The sequence below is a fragment of the Paraburkholderia sp. CI2 genome, assembly GCF_014201055.1.
GTDB lineage: Bacteria > Pseudomonadota > Gammaproteobacteria > Burkholderiales > Burkholderiaceae > Paraburkholderia > Paraburkholderia tuberum.
The window spans coordinates 17,485-38,503 of sequence record NZ_JACHDL010000030.1 but is presented as its reverse complement, the minus strand read 5'-3'; the positions used below and the strand labels follow the sequence as shown (position 1 = coordinate 38,503).

The following is a 21,019-nucleotide window of genomic DNA, read 5'->3' as shown; positions in this document are numbered from 1 at the left end:
CATCGTCCGCCTGACGCGCGCGGCACGGCTCGTCCGGCGTGCGAACGCGCATCGCGTTGCCTCGCGTTCAATCGTGCAATGAATATCGAAGGAGCGGTTCAATGCTTTCGACTCAGGACGTTTCGACTCAAGAGGTGGAAGGACAGCAGGGGGTCGTCGCCGACGCGCCGTTTTCGTCGCTATCGACGCGCATGCACCAGATGTTTCCCGCGCTCAGCTGCGCGGAGATCGACCGGCTGCGCCGCTTCGGCGAGATCGGTCACTGGAAGTCCGGCGAACTGCTGTTCGAGACCGGGCGCACCGGGCCCGGCATGTTCGTGCTGCTCGAAGGACGCGTGAAGGTCTATCAGCGTGACGGCATCGGCCGCGAAGTCTTGATCGGCGAGCACGGCGCCGGACATTTTCTGGCCGAGGTCGGGCAACTGTCGGGCAAGCCCGCGCTCGTGAACGGCCTCGCGATCGGCGCCGTCGAAGCGCTGCTGATTCCGCCCGAGCGCCTGCGCGCGCTGATCGTCGCCGAAGCGGAACTCGGCGAGCGCATCATGCGCGCGCTGATTCTGCGGCGCGTGTCGCTGATCGAAAAGGGCGCGGGCGGGCCAATCCTGATCGGCAATAGCAGCGACGCACGGCTCGTGACGCTGCAAGGCTTCCTGTCGCGCAACGGCCATCCGCATTCCGTGATCGACGAACGCGACGAAGACGCGCTGCGTCTGATCGAGCAGTTCGCCGCGCAGCGCGAGGACCTGCCGCTCGTGATCTGCCCGGACGGCTCGGTGCTGCGTCATCCGAGCATGCCGGAGCTTGCCACTCGCTTAGGTATGCTGCCCGATCTCGACGACACGTACGTGTACGACGTCGCGATCGTCGGCGCGGGGCCGGCGGGACTTGCCGCCGCGGTGTACGCGGCCTCCGAAGGACTTTCGGTGATCGTGCTCGACAGCCGCGCGCCGGGCGGCCAGGCGGGCGCGAGCTCGCGCATCGAAAACTACCTCGGCTTTCCGACCGGCATCTCGGGCCAGGCGCTCGCCGGCCGCGCGTTCGTGCAGGCGCAGAAGTTCGGCGCGCACGTTGCGATCCCAGTCAACGTGAAAGCGCTGCATTGCGGGCAGTCGCCGTATCGGCTCGAGCTGAAATGCGGCGGCCACATCAGCGCGCAGGCGATCGTGATCGCGAGCGGCGCCGTGTACCGGCGCCCGGCGCTCGACGGGCTCGAGCGCTTCGACGGACGCGGCGTCTACTACTGGGCGTCGCCGGTCGAGGCGAAGCTGTGCAAGCGCCAGGAGGTCGTGCTGGTTGGCGGCGGCAATTCGGCCGGCCAGGCGATCGTCTATCTGGCGACGCACGCGGCCAAGGTTCACGTACTGATCCGCCGCAGCGGTTTCGAGGCGACCATGTCGCGCTATCTGATCGACCGCATCCGCTCGCTGCCGAACGTGTTCGTGCATCCGAATTCGGAAGTCGGCCGGCTCGAAGGCGATGAGGACGGGCTCGTGTCGGTCGCGCTGAAGCGGCCGCTGCCCGGCGGCGTCGATCACTTCGACACCCGGCATCTGTTTCTGTTCACCGGCGCGGACCCGAACACCGAATGGCTGCGTACCTGCGGCGTGCAGCTCGACGCGAAAGGCTTCGTGCTGACCGGCATCAGCGCGGATGGCTCGGCCACCGCGTGCGATCTCGGGACCACGGTCGAAGGCGTCTATGCGATCGGCGATGCGCGTGCCGGCTCGACGAAACGCGTGGCCGCGGCGGTCGGCGAAGGCGCGGCCGTGGTCGCGCAGATTCACCAGTTGCTGGCGCAGACGAGCGGTGAAGAGGTGACGCTCGGGGCGTGAGCCTCAGAGAGCATGAAAAAAGCGCACGGTGAGTTACACAGTGCGCTTTTGTATAACAGACGGCACGACGGTTGCGCCGGAGCGGACCCGCGTGTTCAGCGGTCCACTCAGCGGTCCAACTTCGCGCGCAACTCGCGCGCGGCCTCCAGCAGTCCCTCGTAACCCGAACGTGCGTGCTCCGGCAGATCGGGATCGCCGACCAGTGCGCCGAGCGTTTCGATCAGACTGTACACAATGCCTTTCGCGGCGCCCGATGCAATGCCGCCAGACGACACCTGCTGATCGACGTGACTGAGCGCCGCGTCGAGCTGCTCGATCTCGGGACGATCGTCGGGGGGCGGCTTGGGAGAAACGTCTTGCGTCATGATCGAACATCGCTCCATTGAGTGCATCGGTAAAGTTGTTATATACCGATCGTGCGCCGCCGTCTATTCGTGTTCGGCGCGACAGCGATCCACGTCAAGGCGTCCAGCGATACATCAGCAGCTTCGCGCGCGCGTCGTCTTCGACCAGCACCACGTACTCGCCGTTATCGCGCTGCACCGCGCTGATGCCGAGATACACGTCGACCCAGCCGCTCGTGCCGCCGACGCTCGCGCCCGGCGTCATGTAACCGACCGCCGCGCCGTTGCGCGCGTCGTAGACGTCGATGCGATCGGTGTACAGCTCCGCAACGAAGATATAGTTGCCCGCCACCGCGACGCCGACCGTGGTGGTCTGCGGATCGCTTTGCGTGTTCCACGGCAGCGAGACCGTGTATGTCAGCGTCGGGTTGCCGCTGCTCCAGTTGTCGTAGCGGGCCAGCACCGGACCCGCTTCCTTCCAGTGCGTCGGGTCCCACGGAATCGCACTCGTGAAACCGGACAGATACATCGTGTCGGTCGCTGCGACGTAGACGAGCCGCGCGAGCCGCGTGAATGGCGCGGGCATCGCGAACATCTTCGCACTCGCGTACGTGTAGATCGGATTGCCGGCGGAGTCGAGACCTTGCAGCGGCATCTCGCGCACGCCGCTCAAGGGCGTGGCAAGCCACACGTTGCCGGGTTCGTCGACCCACCAGAAGCCGTCGCCGACCGTGCTGCCGGTCGACGGATTGCCGCTGATCTCGCTCGCGTCGACGGCGCCATTGCCATTGCTGTCGCGCCACAGCCATTCGCCGTACGTCGGTTGCGCGGCGGGCCATGCGCCGGGCAGCGGATTCTGCGCGAGCATCCCCGACGGTATCGCGATCTCGCCATGCGCGGCATCGAAGCGATAGACGTTCAGATAGTGCGCGCCCGGATCGAGCGTATAGAGAAAGCGCTGGCCATCGAATCTGCGCACCATCGGTTCGCCACGCACGCCGCGCGGCTCGTGAAAGGCGGGATCGTCGGGGTAGTCGAAGCGATCGAGCGTGAACGCCGCATACGACCATTCGTGGCCGACCGGCTGCCTGTAATCGAGCGTGAAGCGCTTCGAGCCCGTGTAGATGGAAGCGGGCGTGGCCGGGTCGAACGCGCCGCTATCGACGAAGCTCAGACCGTAGAGCCGCCAGTTGAGCACGCGCGTGCCGTACACGTAGCTCTCCAGCACTGCGCCCTGCCCTACGGATGCCGAGCCGAGCGCGCGCGGTCCCTCGCCGTTTTGCGCGACGTACAGATTGCCGGCCGCGTCGACGCCGATGCCGGTGATGCCGTTGAAACGCGTATCGCCGGGCACGCCGCGCACCGGGTGGAAAATGCCGTTGCGCGTGCCGATCGACGCGCCCGCCTGCATCTGGCCGCCAGCGCCCTTGTTGAACACGAGGATCTGCTGCGAAACGCCGTTGTCGGCGACCAGCAGTTGGCCGGATGGCGTCACTGTGAGGTCGCTCGGCACAGTGCCGGCGGGCAGCGTCAATGGACCGGCGAGCGCGGTGCCGTCGGCGCGGTAGTGCAGGATGCTCAGATTGGCTGTGCCGAAGCCGCTGATGATCCACAGCGTCGAGTCGGTGTCGATCGCGATGCGGGCCGGCGACGCGACGCTCCACGAACGCAGCGGCTGCATGGACTGCGCGTCGTACACGGCGATCCGGTTGCCGTACGTGTCGGCCACGTAGAGCTCGCTGTCGGTTGCGGCGAGGCCGCGAATGCTCGCGTCGGTGCCAGTCTTCACCGTATCGACCGCGACGAAACTGTTCTTCGTCGCATTCGCGCTATTGCCGATGCCGCCGGAAAACGGCGCGCCGGTCGCGAGATTCGCAAGCGTGCGTCGCGTGATGCCGTACCAGGTCTGATTGGCCGGCGGATAGTCGGCGCCGACCAGCGCATTGTTCTCATTGCCGATCGACATCGCCGCATAGAGGTACGTCTGGTTGACGGCCACCGCGTCGCCGCCGGCCGCGCCCCAGCCATGCGTCGAACCGGCCACCGCGAGCTTGTCGCCCGCGCGATAGGCGGCGATTTCACTGCCGCTTTCGTCCCACGGCGCATTCGTATAAACGGTGCCATTGGCGCCGACGCTAATGGACTGAATATCCTGCTGCATCCATTTGCCGTCGCCGAATCCGAAACTATTACCGATCCATGAGGTCGTGTAATTCAATTGGGATTGCGCGGAAACATTCGGCGAGATCAGGCTGTGGATTAACACCACGGCCAAGCCAAGGCGGGAGAAAGGCTTCACGGCAGTCGATCCTTGCGAGGTGCGAGACGCGCACATCAGATTTGGCGTTTTATCCTCTCATATAAAAATAGTAAATTTATTGATGAAAAAATGATTATTGAATGCCGATTCATCCAATTCATTCCATTTGCATCGAATCATGTTTCCGACACAATCTTTCCTTCACGAAACCGGTAAAAACCGGTTCCCGTAAAGACTCACCGATCAGAGATTCAGTCGCTTTTTCTGCTCCTGTAAATCCTCACCTTAAGCGAGACGCTCATCATGTACGCGCCGCCCGGCGACGCTCGAAAATCCGCCGCGTCAGATCGAACGCCACCAGATTGCCGGCCACCACGAGCATTAGACCGACCACCGCGAGCGCTGACCACCGATAGCCCTCGAACAGCGTCGATGCCGCGAGCGCGACGATCGGAAACAGCACCGTGCAATAGGCGGCCCGCTCCGGGCCCATACGGCCGACGAGCATCAAGTACGCCGTAAAGCCGATAACCGAGCCGAACACCACGAGATACGCGAGCGCACCGAGATAGCGCGCCGACGGTTCCACCGCGAACGAATAGCCGGCGAACAGACTACCGAGCGTCAGGACGGCAGCACCGATCAGCATCGCCCAGCTGTTGGTCGCGAACGGATGCAGGCCCATCGACTGCATGCGGCTCGACAGCAGGTTGCCGGCCGAGAAGCACAGCGTGCCGAGAAACGCGACGCCGAGCCCGAGCCATGCGGTGTGATCGCCGAGATGCCCGGCCATCTGCTGCACGAACAGACAGACGATGCCGACGAGCCCGAGCAACGCACCCGCAATCGCGCTCGGCTGCAGAGGCCGGCCCATGAACAGCCGCCCGTTGATCGAGTTCAGCAGCGGCGCGGTCGAGAACACCACCGCGACGAGCCCGCTCGGCACGAGCTCTTCGGCGTAGTAGAAGCACAGGAAATTCAGGCAGAACAGCGCGAGACCCTGCGCGGCGAGGTAGCGCCAGGCTTCGCGCGGCGGCCAGATCGGGCGGCGCATGATGCGCGCCAGTGCGAACATCAGCAGCGCGGCGATCCAGAAACGCCACGCAATCGATACCGGTGGCGGCACCGCGCCGAGTTGCCATTTGATTGCGATCCACGTGGTGCCCCAGATCAGCACGGTGATGGCATAAAGGAGGAGATTCATGGTCGGGCCTCAGACTGCAATGACGGACTGCGATGACGCGCAGCATGGAAGAAAGCCCGACTATGGAACCGCGCCGCCGCCCGCAATTGTCCAAAATTGCGCACTTTTTCGCGCCGATGCGCAGGCTGACGGGACGCGCCGTATACTGGCCGCTCAACCAGCACCGTACACCGGAAAACCTCCGCGCGCCGCCGTGAACCCCGCCCCGTCCGTCCCCGTGATATCCACCGCCGGCATGCCTTTTGGCCTGCAGTCGGTCTGTCACACGCTCGCCAGTGCGAACGCGCATCTGGACCGCTTCGCGTGGCTCGGCGACGGACTCGCGATCGCGCTATGGACTCGCGACACGAAGGAGGACGAGACCGTCTACGAACGGCCCGGCCATCACACGCTGTCGTGCTATCTGGACGGCGGCTATCGCACCGAGCGCCAGAAAATGCCGGGCCACTACGGCGCGCCGTCGCGGCTGTGCGCACTGCCCGGCGATCACGAATCGCGCTGGTGGGTGCGCGGCCACATGCACTTCATGCATCTGTACTTCCTGCCCGAGCACTTCACGCGACGCGCGGTGCAGGAGCTCGACCGCGAACCGCGCGAACTGACGCTCGCCGATCGCACCTATTTCGAGGACCCGCGCATTGCGCGTCTGTGTCAGTCGCTCGTCAACGAGGAGTGGGAAAGTCCCGACGGTCTGCTGCGCACCAACGAGACCGCGCACGAAGTGTTGAGCCTGCTATTGCGCGGCCAAGGCGTACGGCGCGCGAACGTGGCGCTGAAAGGCGGGCTGTCGGCCGCGACGCGGCGCCGCCTGCGCGACTATATCGACATTCATCTTGCGCAGCCGTTGACGCTCGGGGAGTTGTCGGGTGTCGCGGCGCTGTCGGAGTTTCATCTTGCGCGGATGTTTCGCGAGTCGTTCGGGTTGCCGCCCGCCGCCTGGATCGCGCGGCAGCGGCTCGATCGCGCGCGCACGCTGCTGCGCACGACGACGTTGCCGCTCGCGCAGATCGCCGGGCAGTGTGGCTATGCGAACGCGAGTCACTTTAGTCACCGGTTTCGCGAGGCTGTCGGGGTGACGCCGAGTGGGTTCCGGCAGGCTATCGGTGTTTGAGATTCGCGTTTGAGTTTCGCTTTGCAGTTAGCCCCGCGTCATCGCAGCGCCATCGCCAGCACGCGCGCGACGTGGATCGCGTCGACGCCCGCGCCGTCGTGAATCTGATGCCGGCAGCTAGTCCCGTCGGCGACCATCAGCGTGGCCGCGTCCAGCTTGCGCACCGCGGGTAGCAGCGACAGCTCGGCCATCGCCTGCGAGCTCGCGTAGTGCTCCGCTTCATAGCCGAAGCTGCCGGCCATGCCGCAGCACGACGATTCGACCGTCGATACCTTCAACTCGGGAATCCACTTCAGCACGGTCTGCACCGGCGTGAATGCGTCGAACGCCTTCTGATGGCAGTGGCCGTGCACGAGTGCCTGCTGCATCGGCAGCGGCTTCAATTCGAGCTGCAATCGTCCGGCCTTTTCTTCGCGCACGAGGAATTCCTCGAATAGAAACGCGTGCTGCGCGAGGCGCTGCGCCTCTTCGCCGAAACCGTACTGCAGGAATTCATCGCGCAACGACAGCAGACACGATGGCTCCAACCCCACCACCGGCACGCCACGTTCGACGAACGGCCTGAACAGCTCGAGCATGCGCCGCGCTTCCTCTTTCGCTTCGTCGACGAGACCCGCCGCGAGAAACGTGCGGCCGCAACACACCGGACGCTCTCCCGGGCGTGCATTGAAGTGGACCGTGTAGCCCGCCGCTTCGAGCACCTGTTGCGCGGCGCGCGCGTTGTCGGGCTCGAGGTGATTGTTGAAGGTATCGACGAACAGCAGGACTTCTTTCAGCGCGCACGCCTGCGCAGCGTTGCGTGCAGGCTTCGCGGACACCGCATCGGCCAGAAACGCCTTCTTGAACCGCGGCAAACTCCGCTCGGTCGCGAAGCCGACCGAGCGCTTGAACCACGTCGACAGCACCGGCACGTTGTCCGCGAGCGCCAGTAGCCTCGGCATGCGGCTCGCCGCGCCCGCATAGCGCGGCATGAACGCGACGAGCCTGTCGCGCAGCCGCACCCCATGCGTCTTGACACGCGCCGCCCGCGCCTCGATCTTGAACTTCGCCATATCGACGCCGGTCGGGCAATCGCGCTTGCAGCCCTTGCACGATACGCACAGGTCGAGCGTTTCCTTCACGTCATCGCTCGCGAGCCCGCCTTCGCCGAGTTGCCCCGAAATCGCGAGCCGCAACGTGTTGGCCCGCCCGCGCGTCAAATGTTGCTCGTCCTTCGTCACGCGATAGCTCGGGCACATCGTGCCCGCGTCGAACTTGCGACAGTGGCCGTTGTTGTTGCACATCTCGACCGCTTTCGCGAGGCCGCCGCTCAGATCGTCGCCGCTGCCGGGCGCGCTTTCTTCTCCCGTCAGCGGGTCGCGCTTCACGTTCCACGTCGACCAGTCGAGCGCCGTTTCGATGCGCTGTTCGCGATAGCCCGGCGCAAAGCGGAAATTGCGCGCGTCGTCCATCTTCGGCGGACGCACGATCCTGTCGGGATTGAAGCGGTTGTCCGGATCGAACAATGCCTTGATCTCGCTGAACGCCTGGTTGAGCCGCGGCCCGTATTGCCATGCGACCCATTCGCCACGGCATAGCCCATCGCCATGCTCGCCGGAATACGCGCCCTTGTACTCGCGCACGAGCGCGGCCGCTTCCTCGGCGATCGCCCGCATTTTTGTCGCCCCGTCGCGGCGCATGTCGAGAATCGGCCGCACGTGCAGCGTACCGACGCTCGCATGCGCGTACCACGTGCCTTCGGTGCCGTGGCGATGAAACACGTCGGTCAGCCGGCTCGTGTAGTCGGCCAGATGTTCGAGCGGCACCGCGCAATCTTCGATGAAAGACACCGGCTTGCCGTCGCCCTTCATGCTCATCATGATGTTGAGACCAGCCTTGCGCACTTCCCACAGCGCTTTTTGCGCATTTGCGTCCGCCATCTCGACGACCGCATCGGGCAGGCCCAACTCGCCCATCAACTCCGTGAGCTGCTTCAGCGACGCGAGCTGCGCGTCGCGATCCTCGCCCGCGAATTCGACGAGCAGAATCGCCTGCGGCTCGCCGACCAGCGCCTTCTCGATCACCGGACGAAACGCGGGATTGCTCAACGCGAGATCGATCATCGTGCGATCGACGAGTTCGACAGCGACCGGCTTCAGCTTGACGATGTGCTGCGTGAGCGCCATCGACTGCCGGAAGGTCGGAAAGTTGACCACGCCAAGCGCCTTGTGCGCGGGCAGCGGCGCGAGCTTCAACGTGATCTGCCGGCTGAATGCGAGCGTGCCTTCCGAGCCGACCAGCAGATGCGCGAGGTTCGCGCTGCCGTCATCGGTATAGGCGCGCGGATTCTGGCAATCGAACAGATCGATGTTGTAGCCCGCGACGCGGCGCAGCACCTTCGGCACGCGCGCGATGATTTCGTCACGCTCGCGCTGCGCGATCCGCGTGACGCCCGCAACGATCTGCTGCAAGCGCTCGCCTTGCGGCGGCTCGCGCAGCGACGCGAAGCGCGCTTCGCTGCCGTCGGCGAGAATCGCGTCGATCGCGTCGATGTTGTGCACCATGTTGCCGTACTCGATCGAGCGCGAGCCGCACGAGTTGTTGCCGGCCATGCCGCCGATCGTGCACTGGGCAGCCGTCGATACATCGACCGGGAACCACAGTCCATGCGGCTTCAGCCACGCGTTCAGATGATCGAGCACGACGCCGGGCTCGACCGTCACGGTGCGCGTGTCGGCATCGAACGCGACGATGTTGTTGAGCCACTTGCTCGTATCGACCACCAGCGCTTCGCCGACCGTCTGCCCACACTGGCTCGTGCCCGCGCCGCGCGCGAGCAGCGGTACTTTCTCGCTGCGCGCGATCTCGAGCGCGATGCGCAGATCGTCCTGATCGCGCGGCACCACGACGCCGACCGGCGTGATCTGATAGATCGACGCATCGGTCGCGTAGCGGCCGCGGCTGGCGAGATCGAACAGCACGTCGCCGCGCAGCGCTTTGCGCAGATGCTGCGCGAGCGGACTCGTTGCGCGCGCGGCGGACGGGACCAGATGGATCGGCTTGACGAGCAAGCCCGCAGTGGGATTCGTCATTTCGTCGGCCTGTGAGGAGCGCGCCTGAACCGCGCAGCTCGAATTACCTAGTACAGCGTCAGATGCACCGGCGCGAGTCCTTCGATATGCGCGCTCACGTCGCCCGCCTCGCGCGGAAAGAACATGCCGGTGTACGAACCGGCGGTGATCACCATCTCCGGCGTCACCGCAATGCCGCGCGAACTCGCGTGATTGACGAGCCACGTCAACAGCCGCCGCGGATCGCCGGCCGGATTCGCGGGCGTCGTTTCGACGACATTGCCTCCGTTGAACGCGAAACGCAGCGACGGCGCGACGAACGGAAAATCCTCGCGATACCGTGTGAATTCACCGACGATCAGCGCGCCGTGATTTTGCAGGTCCGCGAGCTGCGCGAGTTTGTCGATGGCGGGCCACGCGGCATGGCGGCTCGCGACGATCTCGATGGTCGCGCCGATCGAGCCGATGCCCGCGAGCACTTCGTCCTCGCGGTACGGTTTCGTGGACGGCTCGAAACGCCGGCCGAAACGGAACGCGACTTCGAGTTCGAGCCCGAGCGGCGCGAAGCCTTCGCGCGACAGACGCTCGCCGTCGGCGTGCAGATCGGTGTCGGGCAATGGCGCGCCTTGAATCGGTCCGCTCGCCGATTTCGCGCCGATCTTCCAGCCGCCGATTCGCGCGCCGCATGCGCTCAAGATTTCGTGCTGGATTGCGTAGGCCGCGTCGGCATCGGAAGGAAGCTGCTCCGGCGGCAACGTATCGAGCACCGTACGACTGCGACGCGCATCGGCAAGCAGCTGACTCAATGATGAAGTCATGTTTTACACGCCCATCCGTGTGGAAACGTGCGCCTTCTCCGACGCGCCAACTTCGAAGCGGCTCTCCGGCTGCATGCGGAACGCGAGCACGACGCCGATGCCCATCAGCAACATGCTGCCCACGAACGGCAGATCCCAGTTGCCAAAGCGGTCGATCAGAAAGCCGCCCATCACCGGCGAGATGATCGCGGCGAGCGCCGAGCCCGTGTTCATCATGCCGCTCGCGGTGCCGGAGAAGTCCGGCGCGATATCCATCGGGATCGCCCACATCGGGCCGATCGTCATCTCGGCGAAGAAGAAGCCCGACGCGAGACAGGCAATCGACAGCGTCAGGTCATGCGTGAACATCAGAGGAATCAGCGACAGCAGGCAGAACAGCATGCACACCGACACCATCCAGCTGCGCGCGCGTTTGAGGCTGCCGGTGTGCTTGAAGATCGCATCGGTGACGATGCCGCCGAGCGTGTCGCCGATCACGCCCGCGAAGAACACGACCGACGCGAAGATCGCCGACTTCTGCAATTGCAGATGATGGTTATGCAGGAAGTACAGCGGAATCCAGCTCAGGAACAGCCACAGCGTCCAGCCGTAGCAGAAGTAGACGATCGTGACCGGCGTCATGCGGCGAAACAGCTTGCCCCACGGCAGGCCGGAGACTTTCGGCTTCGGCGTGGGCAGCACCGCGAGTTCCTCGGGCGTGATGCGCGGATGATCTTTCGGATGCTCGGTGAATGTGAGCGCCCACATGACCACCCACACCAGACTCAGCGCGCCGCAGATAAAGAACGATTCGCGCCAGCCCCAGTTGGTCATCACGATCACGATGAGCGCCGGCGCGACCGCGTTGCCGACTCGCGACGCCGCGTGCGTGATGCCCTGCGCGAAGCCGCGCTTTTCTTTCGCGACCCAGCGCGACATCGCCGACGTTGCAGCCGGGAACGTCGCGCCTTCACCGAAACCGAGCAAGAGCCGCGCGGCGAGCAACGAAGCGAGCCCGCCCGCGAAGCCCGTGAACACCGTCGCGAGACCCCAGATGGCGCCACAGAACAGCAGCGTGCGTCGCGCGCCGAAGCGATCGCTGACCCAGCCGCCGATCACCTGAAACAGCAGATACGGATACGCGAAGGCCGAGAACACGAGCCCGACCTGCGTATGCGTGAGATTGAATTCCTTGCCGAAACCCGCCGCCGCGGTGCTGACGTTTACGCGATCGAGGTACGTGATGAAGTACATGATGCAGAGCATCACTAGAACGATACTGGTCGCACTGGTCAAACGAAACCGCTTCATCGTCTCTCTCCATGGCATGTGTCGACGGCGCGCCTGAAGTGGCGCGCTGCGTCGTCGCCCGTCGGCCGCGAGAGCCGCTATGGACGCATTGCATGTTGTTCTGGCCGCGTTCTGCGCGCGGCTCGATGAGGGAAGCGCTCCCTGCGCCCGACAATCAGGCCGCGGCCTTCAATCCCGGCGTCTTCGGTGCCTGGCTCAGCCACTCCATCGCGGCCGGCATGCCGCTTTCCTTGAGCGGCACGCCAGCAAGCCGCAGACCCATTTCGCAGCCAGCCAGTGTCGCGAGCAGCATCAGATCGTTGCAATCGCCAAGATGGCCGATGCGGAACATGCGGCCTTTCATCTTGCCGAGGCCCGTGCCGAGCGACATGTCGAAGCGTTCGTAGATCAGCTTGCGCACCGCGTCGGCATCGACGCCGTCGGGCATCATCACGCCCGTCAGCACCGGGCTATAGACGGCGGGATCGGCACACTGGATGTCGAGCCCCCACGCGCGCACCGCGCGGCGCGTCGCTTCGGCGAGCCGCTCGTGGCGCGCGAACACGTTGTCGAGCCCTTCGCCGAGAATCATTTCGATCGCTTCATGCAGCCCGTACAGCAGGTTCGTGTTCGGCGTGTACGGCCAGTAGCCGGATTTGTTCATCTCGACGATTTCCGTCCAGTCCCAGAAGCTGCGCGGCAGCTTCGCGTGCTGGCTGGCGGCCATCGCCTTCGGCGAGATCGCGTTGAAGCTAATGCCCGGCGGCAGCATCAAGCCCTTTTGCGAGCCCGACACGGTCACGTCGACACCCCACTCGTCATGACGATAATCAGCGCACGCGAGACCGGAGATCGTGTCGACGAGCAGCAGCGCCGGATGGCCCGCGGCGTCGATCGCGCGACGCACGGCGGCGATGTCGGACGTGACGCCGGTCGAGGTTTCGTTGTGCACGACGCAGACCGCCTTGATCGCATGCTGCGTGTCGGCGCGCAGACGCTCTTCGATCATCTGCGGCTGCACGCCGCGCCGCCAGCCTTCGATGCCTGGCAGCCCCAGGAATTCGGGCTTCAGGCCAAGCTGCACGGCCATTTTTTTCCACAACGTCGCGAAGTGGCCGGTCTCGAACATCAGCACGTGATCGCCGGGGCTCAGCGTATTCGACAATGCGGCTTCCCATGCGCCCGTGCCGGACGCCGGATAGATGACGACCGGCTGCTGCGTCTTGAAGATCTTCTTGATGCCGTCGAGCACCTTGAGACCCAGCTCGCCGAATTCGGGTCCGCGATGGTCGATGGTCGGATAGCTCATCGCGCGAAGGATGCGATCCGGCACCGGACTCGGCCCCGGAATCTGCAGGAAGTGACGGCCAGCGGGATGAAAATCTAGCTTCAGCATCGAACTCCTCCAATTGAATTTTGCATGCAAAAAACTATATCAGAGGAACCGTGATGCTCCCAAGACGAAAATTGGCCTCTAAGGCCCGTGTTTACCCGCGTGTGCGCATGGATTAACTAATCGATATGGTTCCGATAAAATCCTATTCATATGAAGCTGAGGGTTTTTGTATGCAAAATTCGCATCTCGACGCGGGTCTGACCGCTGCCCCGCTGATGCCGAAGGTCGAGCGTCAGCGCCTGCACGACACGGTGGTGGAGCACATCCGCCGCTTTATCGTCGAGGGAGCGCTGCAGCCCGGCAAGAAACTGAACGAGCGGGAGTTGTGCGAAACGCTCGGCATTTCGCGCACGCCGCTGCGCGAGGCGCTGAAGGTGCTGGCTGCCGAAGGTTTGATCGAGATTTCGCCGAACCGGGGCGCGTCGGTATCGAAGATGTCGGAAGCGGAGGTGCGTGAGACCTTCGAGCTAATGAGCGGCCTCGAAGCGTTTTCCGGCGAACTCGCGGCCGAGCGCATCACCGCGGCCGAACTCGCAGAGATCAAGGCGCTGCATTACGCGATGCTGGCGTGCCGCGCGCAGAACGATCTGCCGGGCTACTACAGTCGCAACCAGGCGATCCACGACAAGATCAACGAAGCGGCGAGAAATTCGGCGCTGCGGCAGACGTATGTGTCGGTCAACCGGCGGCTGCAGGCGCTGCGCTTTCGCTCGAACTATCAAACGCCGAAGTGGGACCGCGCGATTCACGATCACGATGAAATGCTGAAGGCGCTCGAGGCTCGCGACGGCAAGAAGCTCAGCGCGATTTTGCGGCAGCATCTGCTCGATAAGCGGGATGCGGTTTTGCAGGTGCAGGTGCAGGAGGAGGTGGTCGCTTCGGCCTCCGGGTTGAAGGCGTGATGCGGACAACTGATGTTGAATCCCGCTCCTCGCCACTCCGTCGGCAACAAAACTTGTCCACCTAAATTGTTGGCAAGCCTGTGGACAACCTTCGCACAGCGAGCTTAAGTGCTTGAAGCATGAGAACTATCCGCGCGCGGTGCACGCGTAGGCAGTGAGCGTCGCTGTGGAGTCCGTGATACTGGCGAGTGGGCTTCGCAAGGATGCCGTCTCACTCGCGCCGACCTCGAAGTCCAGTTGTCCACATAATTTGGGAACAAGCTTGTGGACAACCTGCGCACAGGCCTGCCAAGTGTTTGATACGGCAGGCCTATCGTGCGCGGATGCGGGAGCGGGCAGCGGCGCGGCACCTCACGCGATGCAAGCCAACGGCCGCGCCCTCCACCCTCGATTTCACTGCGTCGTTTCACGACTGCGCAACGACTCCGGCAACCCATACAGCACGATCAGCGCGCACACCACGCTCATCGCGCCGATCACATACAGCGCCGGCGTCGTGCTGCCGGTCAGATCCTTCACACGTCCGACCATCACCGGGCTCACGATCCCGCCGAGTTGCCCGAGCGTGTTGATCAACGCGATACCGCCCGCGGCGCCCGCGCCCGTCAGCAGCTTTGGCGGCAGCGCCCAGAATGCCGGGATCGACGCGACCACGCCCGCGCCCATCACGGCAAGCGCGACCACCAGCAAGGGGGTCTGCTTGTCGAAGAATCCCGCGGCGAAGAAGCCGAGCGCCTACGATTGCGGCTTCGGCACCGCCGACCGCATGCGCATCGTGTTTACGAAGCGGCTTGGCGTGACGCCGATGCGGTATCGCGAGCGCTTTCGCCCGGTGTGAATACGGCGTGAGAAAATCGTCGACTCTGCACGTCAACGATCACCAGGAACGACATGACCTCCTCTTCTCCGATTCGCGCGATCGTCACCGGCCATACGCGCGGCCTGGGCGCGGCGCTCGCCGAACAACTGCTCGCGCGCAACGTCACGGTGCTGGGTCTGTCGCGCTCGCGGCATGCCGCGCTGAAGTCGCGCTTTGCCGCGCGGCTCGAAGAGATCGAGCTGCCGCTGGCCGAGCCCGCACGCGTCGCGCAATGGATCGCCACCGACGCACTGAGCAACTTCGTGCGCGGCGCGCAGACGGTGCTGCTGATCAACAACGCGGGCATGATGCAGCCGATCGGGCCCATCGAAGGACAGGACGCCGCGAGCGTCGCGGACGCGGTGAGCCTGAACGTCGCGACGCCGCTGATGCTCGCGAGCGCGCTCGCCGCCACGGCCGTCGACGCAACCGACCGCCGCATCGTGCACATTTCGAGCGGCGCGGCGCGCAACGCGTATGCGGGCTGGAGCATCTACTGCGCGACCAAGGCCGCGCTCGATCATCACGCGCGCGCCGTCGCGCTCGACGCGAATCGCGCGCTGCGCATCTGCAGCCTCGCGCCGGGTGTGATCGATACGGACATGCAGGCGCAAATTCGCGGTAGCGGCGCAGAGCAGTTCCCGATGCGCCAGCGCTTCGACGAGCTGAAGCGCAACGGCCAACTGTCGACGCCCGAGCAATGCGCGGCGCAGCTGATCGACTATGCGCTCAGCGATGCGTTCGGGCAGACGCCGGTCGCGGACATTCGCGAGATCGCGAAATCGGCCTGAACGGGCTATTGCTGCAGGGTATTTGCGCTCCCGAAAAGCCTCACCTCAAGCACGGAGCAGTGGCGGATCGGCGCCTGCTACCGTCGTCGTTTCTCCCGAAAAGCCTCACCTTTGAGGTTAAAAGAGGACTCGAGGAGGCATTTCAGCGAGCGCATTGCGGCGCTCACACACCGCTCCCGAAATCCCTCACCTTTGATCGAACGCAGCCGGATCGCTTCGCCGATGCCGGCCGCGTACGCGGCAGATCGCCTGGACATTCAACGACTTACGTTACACAGCCGGCGCACGGTCACCGCGACGGATGCCATGATTAGCGACTGCATGAAGCGCGTTTTGTGCGTCGCACGACGGGCCGTCGCCCGATACAGCATCGACGGCTCCCGAATATCCTCACCTATGGCTGACCGACATAAATGCGCGCATTCCCGCGAGCCTCTTGCCGCGCGGTTTGTGCCGTTCCTGGCCCGGCCGGTTAGTTGCAAAAGAACCGCCCGCGCGCGACTCCCGAAAGTCCTCACCTTTGACGCGATCCACGCGCCACGTTCATTCGATCGGCACGTTCTTCAGCCCACGCACCGCGACGACGTTCTTCATCGCGTCGACGAGCGCCGTTCTAACCTGCGCGGGCAGATGGCCGCAAAATTCGTCGTCGTTCTGATCGTCCAATTGCGCGAGTTCGGGGACGAGCGCCTGTGCGGCATCGCTTAACGCGATCAGATGATTGCGACGGTCTTCGTCGACCGTCTCGCGTTCGAGCAGCCTCTTTGTCTCTTGTGCGCGCCGCCTTCGCCGGCTTCCGGCTAGACGGTCTGACCGCATGACGCCTCTGACGGAAACGTTGCATCGACGTGGGCGAACCTGACGAAAAGGAAGCAAGGTTGGGAATGCGATATTAGTTTCTCAGGAAAGCATTCGCAATTTGTAGCGCCGTCCGGGCGACTCCCGAATTCCCTCACCTTCGATTTTGAAGTGCGCGTACAGGTGCGCATATTCTCACCTCGGCGGCTCCCGAATCTTCTCACCTATCAGTATCGGCGCGTGCGCCGCAGAATATAATCGGGGCCGACGGTCGATGACTCGTCGCGAGGCGGTAGTGCGTTGCGCCGCCTCTTCCCCGCTGGCAGCACGCGGCTCGAACGGCAGTTCCTGACAAACCGGCAAAGGAGGAAGAATGAAAACAAACGGCGCGAGCAGAATCCTCGGTGCACTGTTCGCGGTGGCCATCGCGACTTGCGCGACCTATGCAAACGCACAGACGCGCGAGATGCCGAACGATGCGTCGATGCAAAGCCAGTCGGTCCCAGCGGCTTCGAACCGGAACAACAACCGGTCCGACAGCGCAATCGTCCGCGACGTCCGCCGCGCTTTCACGCGCACCACGAACCTCAATTCGGCGAACATCCGTGTCGAAGCGCGTCACGGCATCGTTACGCTGACCGGCACCGTGCCGCGGCAATCGCAAATCGCGCGAGCCGGCAACGCCGCGCGATCGGTTCGCGGCGTCAGAAGCGTGCATAACCGGCTGACCGAGCGACGGCGCGCCAATCAGTGAGCACGGCGTGGTGGCATCGGCCGGACGGATCGGTGCCGCCTGTTCGACCTCCCCCTATATCGGCCTCGACCCGCATGTCATTCAAAGTGCCCACCGTCGCGCGCCGCACATTTTTTCTGCTCTGCTTAAGAAACAGGTTGACCTCGGCGGAAGGCGAACCCTAGAATTCAAAAATCATCACCAATGGGGCTCATGCCTTGGACACCTGCAGTAGCCGACTTTCGAACAGATTCGCTGCCTGACCGGCAGGACGTCCGCGCTCTCTTCATCAGCCGCCGTCTTGCCAGTTGGCAGACGGTGTGCGCCGCAGTTTCTTCCCGTGCACCTAAAGCAACGTCGTATCCGCATGACAGGAACGCCGCGTTCACGCGCGTTCCCGCGCCGATACGGCGTCGCATCGCGAGCCTTGCGCTTGCGGTCGCGTTTGCGCGCGCGTTGTCAGTCAACGCAATGCGCGCGAACGCGTGGATAAACACGTGCGTAGCGAACGTGCGTAGCGAACGCTTCACACGCTCGAACGCAGTCCCCGCTACACACCGACAAGGAGCCGCCATGCCCGACAGTGACAGTTATCCCTTATGCCGCTTCCCCGTTCTATCAACCGAGGAAAGCGAGTAGACCTCCACCGCCGCGCCCGGACATACGCGGCCTCCGTGTCTGCTGGCTTTCCACCAGCGCGTCGAAACCGGCGCACGGAGATCCCTCATGCAATTCGGCCTCCTTCTTTCGCAGTTCCCGCGTGTGCAGGAATCGCGCGCCCATTACGACGGCATGCTCGTGCTGCACGCACCGCATCCGTTCATCGCCTTCTGCCGTCGCGTGATGTCGCGCGTGGCATAGCGTTTCGCGATCCTTCGACAAATACAACCAGGAGAGAACGACATGTCTACTCCGACGAACATTTCCTCCGCGCGCAGCGCCGTGCTCGATTCGGCACACGTCGGCGATATCAAGGGCGCGCTCGGCACGATCGCTCACCATGACATCGCGCCACGCACGAGCTGGTGGGCGCGCCTGCGCACGCTGCTCGCGATCCTCGGCCCCGGTCTGATCGTGATGGTCGGCGACAACGACGCGGGCGCATTCGGCATCTACACGCAGGCCGGCCAGAACTACGGCACTACGTTGCTGTGGACCATGCTGTTGCTGGTGCCGGTGCTGTTCGTCAATCAGGAGATGGTGTTGCGGCTCGGTGCGGTCACGGGCGTGGGCCACGCGCGGCTTATTTTCGAGCGCTTCGGCAAGTTCTGGGGCGCGTTCAGCGTCGTCGATCTGTTCCTGCTGAACGCGCTAACCATCGTGACGGAATTCATCGGCATCACGTTCGTGCTCGACTTCTTCGGCGTCTCGAAGGTCGCGGGCGTGTGTATCGCCGCGGCGCTGACGATGGCCGCCGTCAGCACCGGCGACTTCCGCCGCTTCGAGCGTTTCGCGGTCGCGCTGTGCGTGTTGAGCCTGCTGCTCGTGCCGGTGCTCGTGTCGATTCACCCGCCGGTCGGCCAGATCGCACGCGACTTCTTCATTCCGAACTGGCCCGCGCACTCGAAGCTGTCCGACGTGATGTTGCTCGTAATCGGCATCGTCGGCACGACGGTTGCTCCGTGGCAGTTGTTCTTCCAGCAGAGCTATGTGGTCGACAAGCGCATCACGCCGCGCTTCATGAACTACGAAAAAGCCGACCTGTGGATCGGCATCGTGTTCGTACTGATCGGCGCGGTCGCGATGATCTCGTTCAGCGCGGCGCTGTTCGACGGACGGCCCGGGTTCGGCAACTTCACGGACGCGGGCGGTGTGATCGCTGGTCTCGAGAGATACGCGGGACGTACCTCGGCCGTGCTGTTCGCGATCGCACTGTTCGACGCGTGCGTGATCGGCGCGGCGGCTGTGTCGCTATCGACCGCCTATGCGATCGGCGACGTGTTCAAGATCCGCCATTCGCTGCACCGTAGCGTGTCGGATGCGAAGGGCTTCTACGTCGTGTACTTCGCGATCGTCGCGGCCGCCGCGGCATTGGTGCTGATTCCAGGCAGCCCGCTCGGTCTGTTGACCGAAGCGGTGCAGACGCTCGCCGGCGTACTGCTGCCGAGCGCGACCGTGTTCCTGCTGCTGCTGTGCAACGATCGCGCGGTGCTCGGTCCGTGGGCCAATTCGAAGAAGCTCAATCTGTTTACCGGCGCGGTGATCTGGGTGCTCGTGATGCTGTCGATCATCCTGACCGCGTCGGTGATCTATCCGGACTTCGCGGCGGAAACGATCATCGAAGTCCTGGCGGGCGGCACGTTGCTCGCGGTCGTCGGGTATGTGGCGAGCTTCGGGATGCGCAAGCTGCGCGGCGAGTCCGCGGCCGAGCCGGCTCCGGTCTATGCGAAGGACGCGCGCAACACGTGGCGCATGCCGCCGCTCGACGAACTGCCGCCGCCGCGTCTGACGCTCGCCAAACGCGTCTGGATGGGCGTGCTGCGCGGCTATCTGCTGCTCGCGATCGCGCTCGTGATCGTCAAGGTCGTGCAGATGGCGTTGCTGAAGTAGTGCGAATGGTGAGGAGTTCCAGGAGGTCCGGGCAATGGTGAGGTTTTACGGGAGCCATGTCGGGAGCGACAACGCAAGCGCTGCCGGAGCCTGAGCTGGCCGGCAGCGCTTCAAATGACTCATTGCCCCTTCCACGCGCGCGGCACCCGGTGAAAATTCCGGTCGAAGTAAATCAGGCTGTCGCCGTCGGCGCGCACGCGAATCTGCGTGGTCTCCACGAACATGACCGAGTGCGAGCCGACTTCCTTCGCTTCCACGATCTTCCCCTGCAAGCTCGCGAGCGTGGCGTGCTCGAAGTATGGAGCCCGTCGGACGAGCGGCCGGAATGACCCGGCCGCCTCGGCCCTGGCAGACGCATCAGCGCATGTACAGGCCTCCGTTGACGTCCCAGCACGCGCCGTTGGCGAAATAAGCGTCACCGGAAGCGAGCATCACCGCGACATCGGCAACATACGACGCGGCCCCGAGCTTGCCGACCGGTATCGCTTCGATCACTTTTGCCAGCTTGTCCGCCGCCACGCTCTCGTGAACGATCGGCAAATCGAGCGGCCCCGGCGAGATCGCGTTGACTGTCACACCGCGCGCGGCGAGATCGCGCGCGAAGACCTTGGTCAGCGTCAGCACGCCGCCCTTCGCGGCCGCATAGTGCGCGCCCGTTGCCGAGCCGCCATTCTGCCCCGCCAGCGACGCGATATTGACGATGCGGCCCACGCCGCGCTGCGCGAAGTACTGCCCGAATACCTGGCAGCCGAACAGCACGCTGCGCAGATTCACGTTGATGACCTGATCGAACTGCTCGGCGGTAATGTCCATCACGGGCACGACCTTCGAGGCGCCCGCATTGTTGACGAGCGCGTCCACGCCACCCCAACGTTCGAGCAACGCGTCGCGCGCTGCCTCGAAGTCCGCCTTGCGCGTGACGTCGAGCCGGATTGCGCAGGCGCTCGAGCCGTCGCTGCTGAGTTCATGCGCAAGCGCTTGCGCGGGTTCGATCGCGATATCGGCCAGTGCTACCCTGTAGCCTGCTTCGTGAAAACGACGCGCGACAACGGCGCCAAGTCCGCGCGCGGCGCCCGTCACGAGCGCGATTCTGTTCGACATC

At 64.3% G+C, this 21,019-nt stretch carries 17 protein-coding genes and 2 pseudogenes; 8 read left to right on the top strand and 11 right to left on the bottom strand.

The window, feature by feature from the left end:
• Positions 1-101: 101 nt before the first annotated feature.
• Entirely contained in the window at positions 102-1,832 is a 1,731-nt protein-coding gene (locus HDG32_RS30640) for a cyclic nucleotide-binding domain-containing thioredoxin-disulfide reductase (RefSeq protein WP_184073077.1), read from the top strand.
• 107 nt (positions 1,833-1,939) lie between these two features.
• On the opposite strand, the gene HDG32_RS30635 is transcribed toward HDG32_RS30640, so the two are convergent.
• From HDG32_RS30635 to HDG32_RS30625, 3 genes are all read right to left on the bottom strand, one after another.
• Positions 1,940-2,197: a hypothetical protein gene (locus HDG32_RS30635; protein WP_184073075.1), complete on the bottom strand. Its 258-nt coding sequence runs from the start codon at positions 2,195-2,197 to the stop codon at positions 1,940-1,942.
• Between the two features lie 94 nt (positions 2,198-2,291).
• A complete protein-coding gene (locus HDG32_RS30630) occupies positions 2,292-4,475 on the bottom strand; it encodes a hypothetical protein (RefSeq protein ID WP_184073073.1) in 2,184 nt (727 codons plus the stop codon).
• Positions 4,476-4,737: 262 nt separating this feature from the next.
• On the bottom strand, positions 4,738-5,640 hold the full coding sequence (locus HDG32_RS30625) for a DMT family transporter (protein WP_184073071.1): 903 nt from the start codon (positions 5,638-5,640) through the stop codon (positions 4,738-4,740).
• Between the two features lie 235 nt (positions 5,641-5,875).
• Here HDG32_RS30625 and HDG32_RS30620 point away from each other — a divergent pair, with 235 nt between their 5' ends.
• Positions 5,876-6,751, top strand: a complete 876-nt coding sequence (locus HDG32_RS30620; RefSeq protein ID WP_184073069.1) for a helix-turn-helix domain-containing protein — start codon at positions 5,876-5,878, stop codon at positions 6,749-6,751.
• A gap of 38 nt (positions 6,752-6,789) precedes the next feature.
• Here the strand turns inward: HDG32_RS30620 and HDG32_RS30615 are convergent, their stop codons facing one another.
• From HDG32_RS30615 to HDG32_RS30600, 4 genes are all read right to left on the bottom strand, one after another.
• On the bottom strand, positions 6,790-9,822 hold the full coding sequence (locus tag HDG32_RS30615) for an FAD-binding and (Fe-S)-binding domain-containing protein (protein WP_184073067.1): 3,033 nt from the start codon (positions 9,820-9,822) through the stop codon (positions 6,790-6,792).
• Positions 9,823-9,869: 47 nt separating this feature from the next.
• Positions 9,870-10,619, bottom strand: a complete 750-nt coding sequence (locus HDG32_RS30610) for a 2-keto-4-pentenoate hydratase (protein ID WP_184073065.1) — start codon at positions 10,617-10,619, stop codon at positions 9,870-9,872.
• A 3-nt stretch (positions 10,620-10,622) separates the two neighbouring features.
• Complete coding sequence (locus HDG32_RS30605; protein ID WP_184073063.1) at positions 10,623-11,909, bottom strand: MFS transporter; 1,287 nt, start codon at positions 11,907-11,909, stop codon at positions 10,623-10,625.
• A gap of 154 nt (positions 11,910-12,063) precedes the next feature.
• Positions 12,064-13,284: an alanine--glyoxylate aminotransferase family protein gene (locus tag HDG32_RS30600; protein ID WP_184073061.1), complete on the bottom strand. Its 1,221-nt coding sequence runs from the start codon at positions 13,282-13,284 to the stop codon at positions 12,064-12,066.
• Positions 13,285-13,454: 170 nt separating this feature from the next.
• Here HDG32_RS30600 and HDG32_RS30595 point away from each other — a divergent pair, with 170 nt between their 5' ends.
• On the top strand, positions 13,455-14,186 hold the full coding sequence (locus HDG32_RS30595) for a GntR family transcriptional regulator (RefSeq protein WP_184073059.1): 732 nt from the start codon (positions 13,455-13,457) through the stop codon (positions 14,184-14,186).
• A gap of 393 nt (positions 14,187-14,579) precedes the next feature.
• Here HDG32_RS30595 and HDG32_RS30590 read toward each other — a convergent pair.
• Positions 14,580-14,921: pseudogene (locus tag HDG32_RS30590) on the bottom strand (MFS transporter); the annotation flags it as partial.
• Here HDG32_RS30590 and HDG32_RS30585 point away from each other — a divergent pair.
• Both HDG32_RS30585 and HDG32_RS30580 read left to right on the top strand, forming a co-directional pair.
• Positions 14,902-15,024, top strand: a pseudogene (locus HDG32_RS30585) (AraC family transcriptional regulator); the annotation flags it as partial. The pseudogenes HDG32_RS30590 and HDG32_RS30585 sit on opposite strands and share 20 nt — an antisense overlap.
• Before the next feature lie 53 nt (positions 15,025-15,077).
• The gene (locus HDG32_RS30580; protein ID WP_184073057.1) at positions 15,078-15,836 is read left to right on the top strand and encodes an SDR family oxidoreductase; all 759 of its coding nucleotides are present in this window, start codon (positions 15,078-15,080) and stop codon (positions 15,834-15,836) included.
• Positions 15,837-16,379: 543 nt separating this feature from the next.
• On the opposite strand, the gene HDG32_RS30575 is transcribed toward HDG32_RS30580, so the two are convergent.
• Positions 16,380-16,655: a hypothetical protein gene (locus HDG32_RS30575; protein WP_260336652.1), complete on the bottom strand. Its 276-nt coding sequence runs from the start codon at positions 16,653-16,655 to the stop codon at positions 16,380-16,382.
• 352 nt (positions 16,656-17,007) lie between these two features.
• Between HDG32_RS30575 and HDG32_RS30570 the strand changes: the two genes are divergently transcribed.
• The 3 genes from HDG32_RS30570 (at position 17,008) to HDG32_RS30565 (ending at position 19,917) form a co-directional block, all read left to right on the top strand.
• Positions 17,008-17,388, top strand: coding sequence for a BON domain-containing protein (locus HDG32_RS30570; RefSeq protein ID WP_090808180.1), 381 nt, complete (start codon positions 17,008-17,010; stop codon positions 17,386-17,388).
• A 705-nt stretch (positions 17,389-18,093) separates the two neighbouring features.
• Positions 18,094-18,228: a hypothetical protein gene (locus tag HDG32_RS36790; protein WP_018424053.1), complete on the top strand. Its 135-nt coding sequence runs from the start codon at positions 18,094-18,096 to the stop codon at positions 18,226-18,228.
• A gap of 42 nt (positions 18,229-18,270) precedes the next feature.
• Positions 18,271-19,917, top strand: coding sequence for an NRAMP family divalent metal transporter (locus HDG32_RS30565; protein WP_184073055.1), 1,647 nt, complete (start codon positions 18,271-18,273; stop codon positions 19,915-19,917).
• Between the two features lie 119 nt (positions 19,918-20,036).
• Here the strand turns inward: HDG32_RS30565 and HDG32_RS37335 are convergent, their stop codons facing one another.
• Both HDG32_RS37335 and HDG32_RS30555 read right to left on the bottom strand, forming a co-directional pair.
• The gene (locus HDG32_RS37335; protein WP_409340062.1) at positions 20,037-20,336 is read right to left on the bottom strand and encodes a flavin reductase; all 300 of its coding nucleotides are present in this window, start codon (positions 20,334-20,336) and stop codon (positions 20,037-20,039) included.
• Complete coding sequence (locus tag HDG32_RS30555) at positions 20,275-21,018, bottom strand: SDR family NAD(P)-dependent oxidoreductase (RefSeq protein WP_090808176.1); 744 nt, start codon at positions 21,016-21,018, stop codon at positions 20,275-20,277. Before HDG32_RS30555 ends, HDG32_RS37335 begins: the two co-directional genes overlap by 62 nt.
• Position 21,019 lies beyond the last annotated feature (1 nt).

Coding starts and splice junctions, on each gene's coding strand:
- HDG32_RS30640 (WP_184073077.1), top strand. CDS start 102: ATGCTTTCGACTCAGGACGTTTCGACTCAAGAGGTGGAAGGACAGCAG.
- HDG32_RS30635 (WP_184073075.1), bottom strand. CDS start 2,197: ATGACGCAAGACGTTTCTCCCAAGCCGCCCCCCGACGATCGTCCCGAG.
- HDG32_RS30625 (WP_184073071.1), bottom strand. CDS start 5,640: ATGAATCTCCTCCTTTATGCCATCACCGTGCTGATCTGGGGCACCACG.
- HDG32_RS30620 (WP_184073069.1), top strand. CDS start 5,876: ATGCCTTTTGGCCTGCAGTCGGTCTGTCACACGCTCGCCAGTGCGAAC.
- HDG32_RS30615 (WP_184073067.1), bottom strand. CDS start 9,822: ATGACGAATCCCACTGCGGGCTTGCTCGTCAAGCCGATCCATCTGGTC.
- HDG32_RS30610 (WP_184073065.1), bottom strand. CDS start 10,619: ATGACTTCATCATTGAGTCAGCTGCTTGCCGATGCGCGTCGCAGTCGT.
- HDG32_RS30605 (WP_184073063.1), bottom strand. CDS start 11,909: ATGAAGCGGTTTCGTTTGACCAGTGCGACCAGTATCGTTCTAGTGATG.
- HDG32_RS30600 (WP_184073061.1), bottom strand. CDS start 13,284: ATGCTGAAGCTAGATTTTCATCCCGCTGGCCGTCACTTCCTGCAGATT.
- HDG32_RS30595 (WP_184073059.1), top strand. CDS start 13,455: ATGCAAAATTCGCATCTCGACGCGGGTCTGACCGCTGCCCCGCTGATG.
- HDG32_RS30580 (WP_184073057.1), top strand. CDS start 15,078: ATGACCTCCTCTTCTCCGATTCGCGCGATCGTCACCGGCCATACGCGC.
- HDG32_RS30575 (WP_260336652.1), bottom strand. CDS start 16,655: ATGCGGTCAGACCGTCTAGCCGGAAGCCGGCGAAGGCGGCGCGCACAA.
- HDG32_RS30570 (WP_090808180.1), top strand. CDS start 17,008: ATGAAAACAAACGGCGCGAGCAGAATCCTCGGTGCACTGTTCGCGGTG.
- HDG32_RS36790 (WP_018424053.1), top strand. CDS start 18,094: ATGCAATTCGGCCTCCTTCTTTCGCAGTTCCCGCGTGTGCAGGAATCG.
- HDG32_RS30565 (WP_184073055.1), top strand. CDS start 18,271: ATGTCTACTCCGACGAACATTTCCTCCGCGCGCAGCGCCGTGCTCGAT.
- HDG32_RS30555 (WP_090808176.1), bottom strand. CDS start 21,018: ATGTCGAACAGAATCGCGCTCGTGACGGGCGCCGCGCGCGGACTTGGC.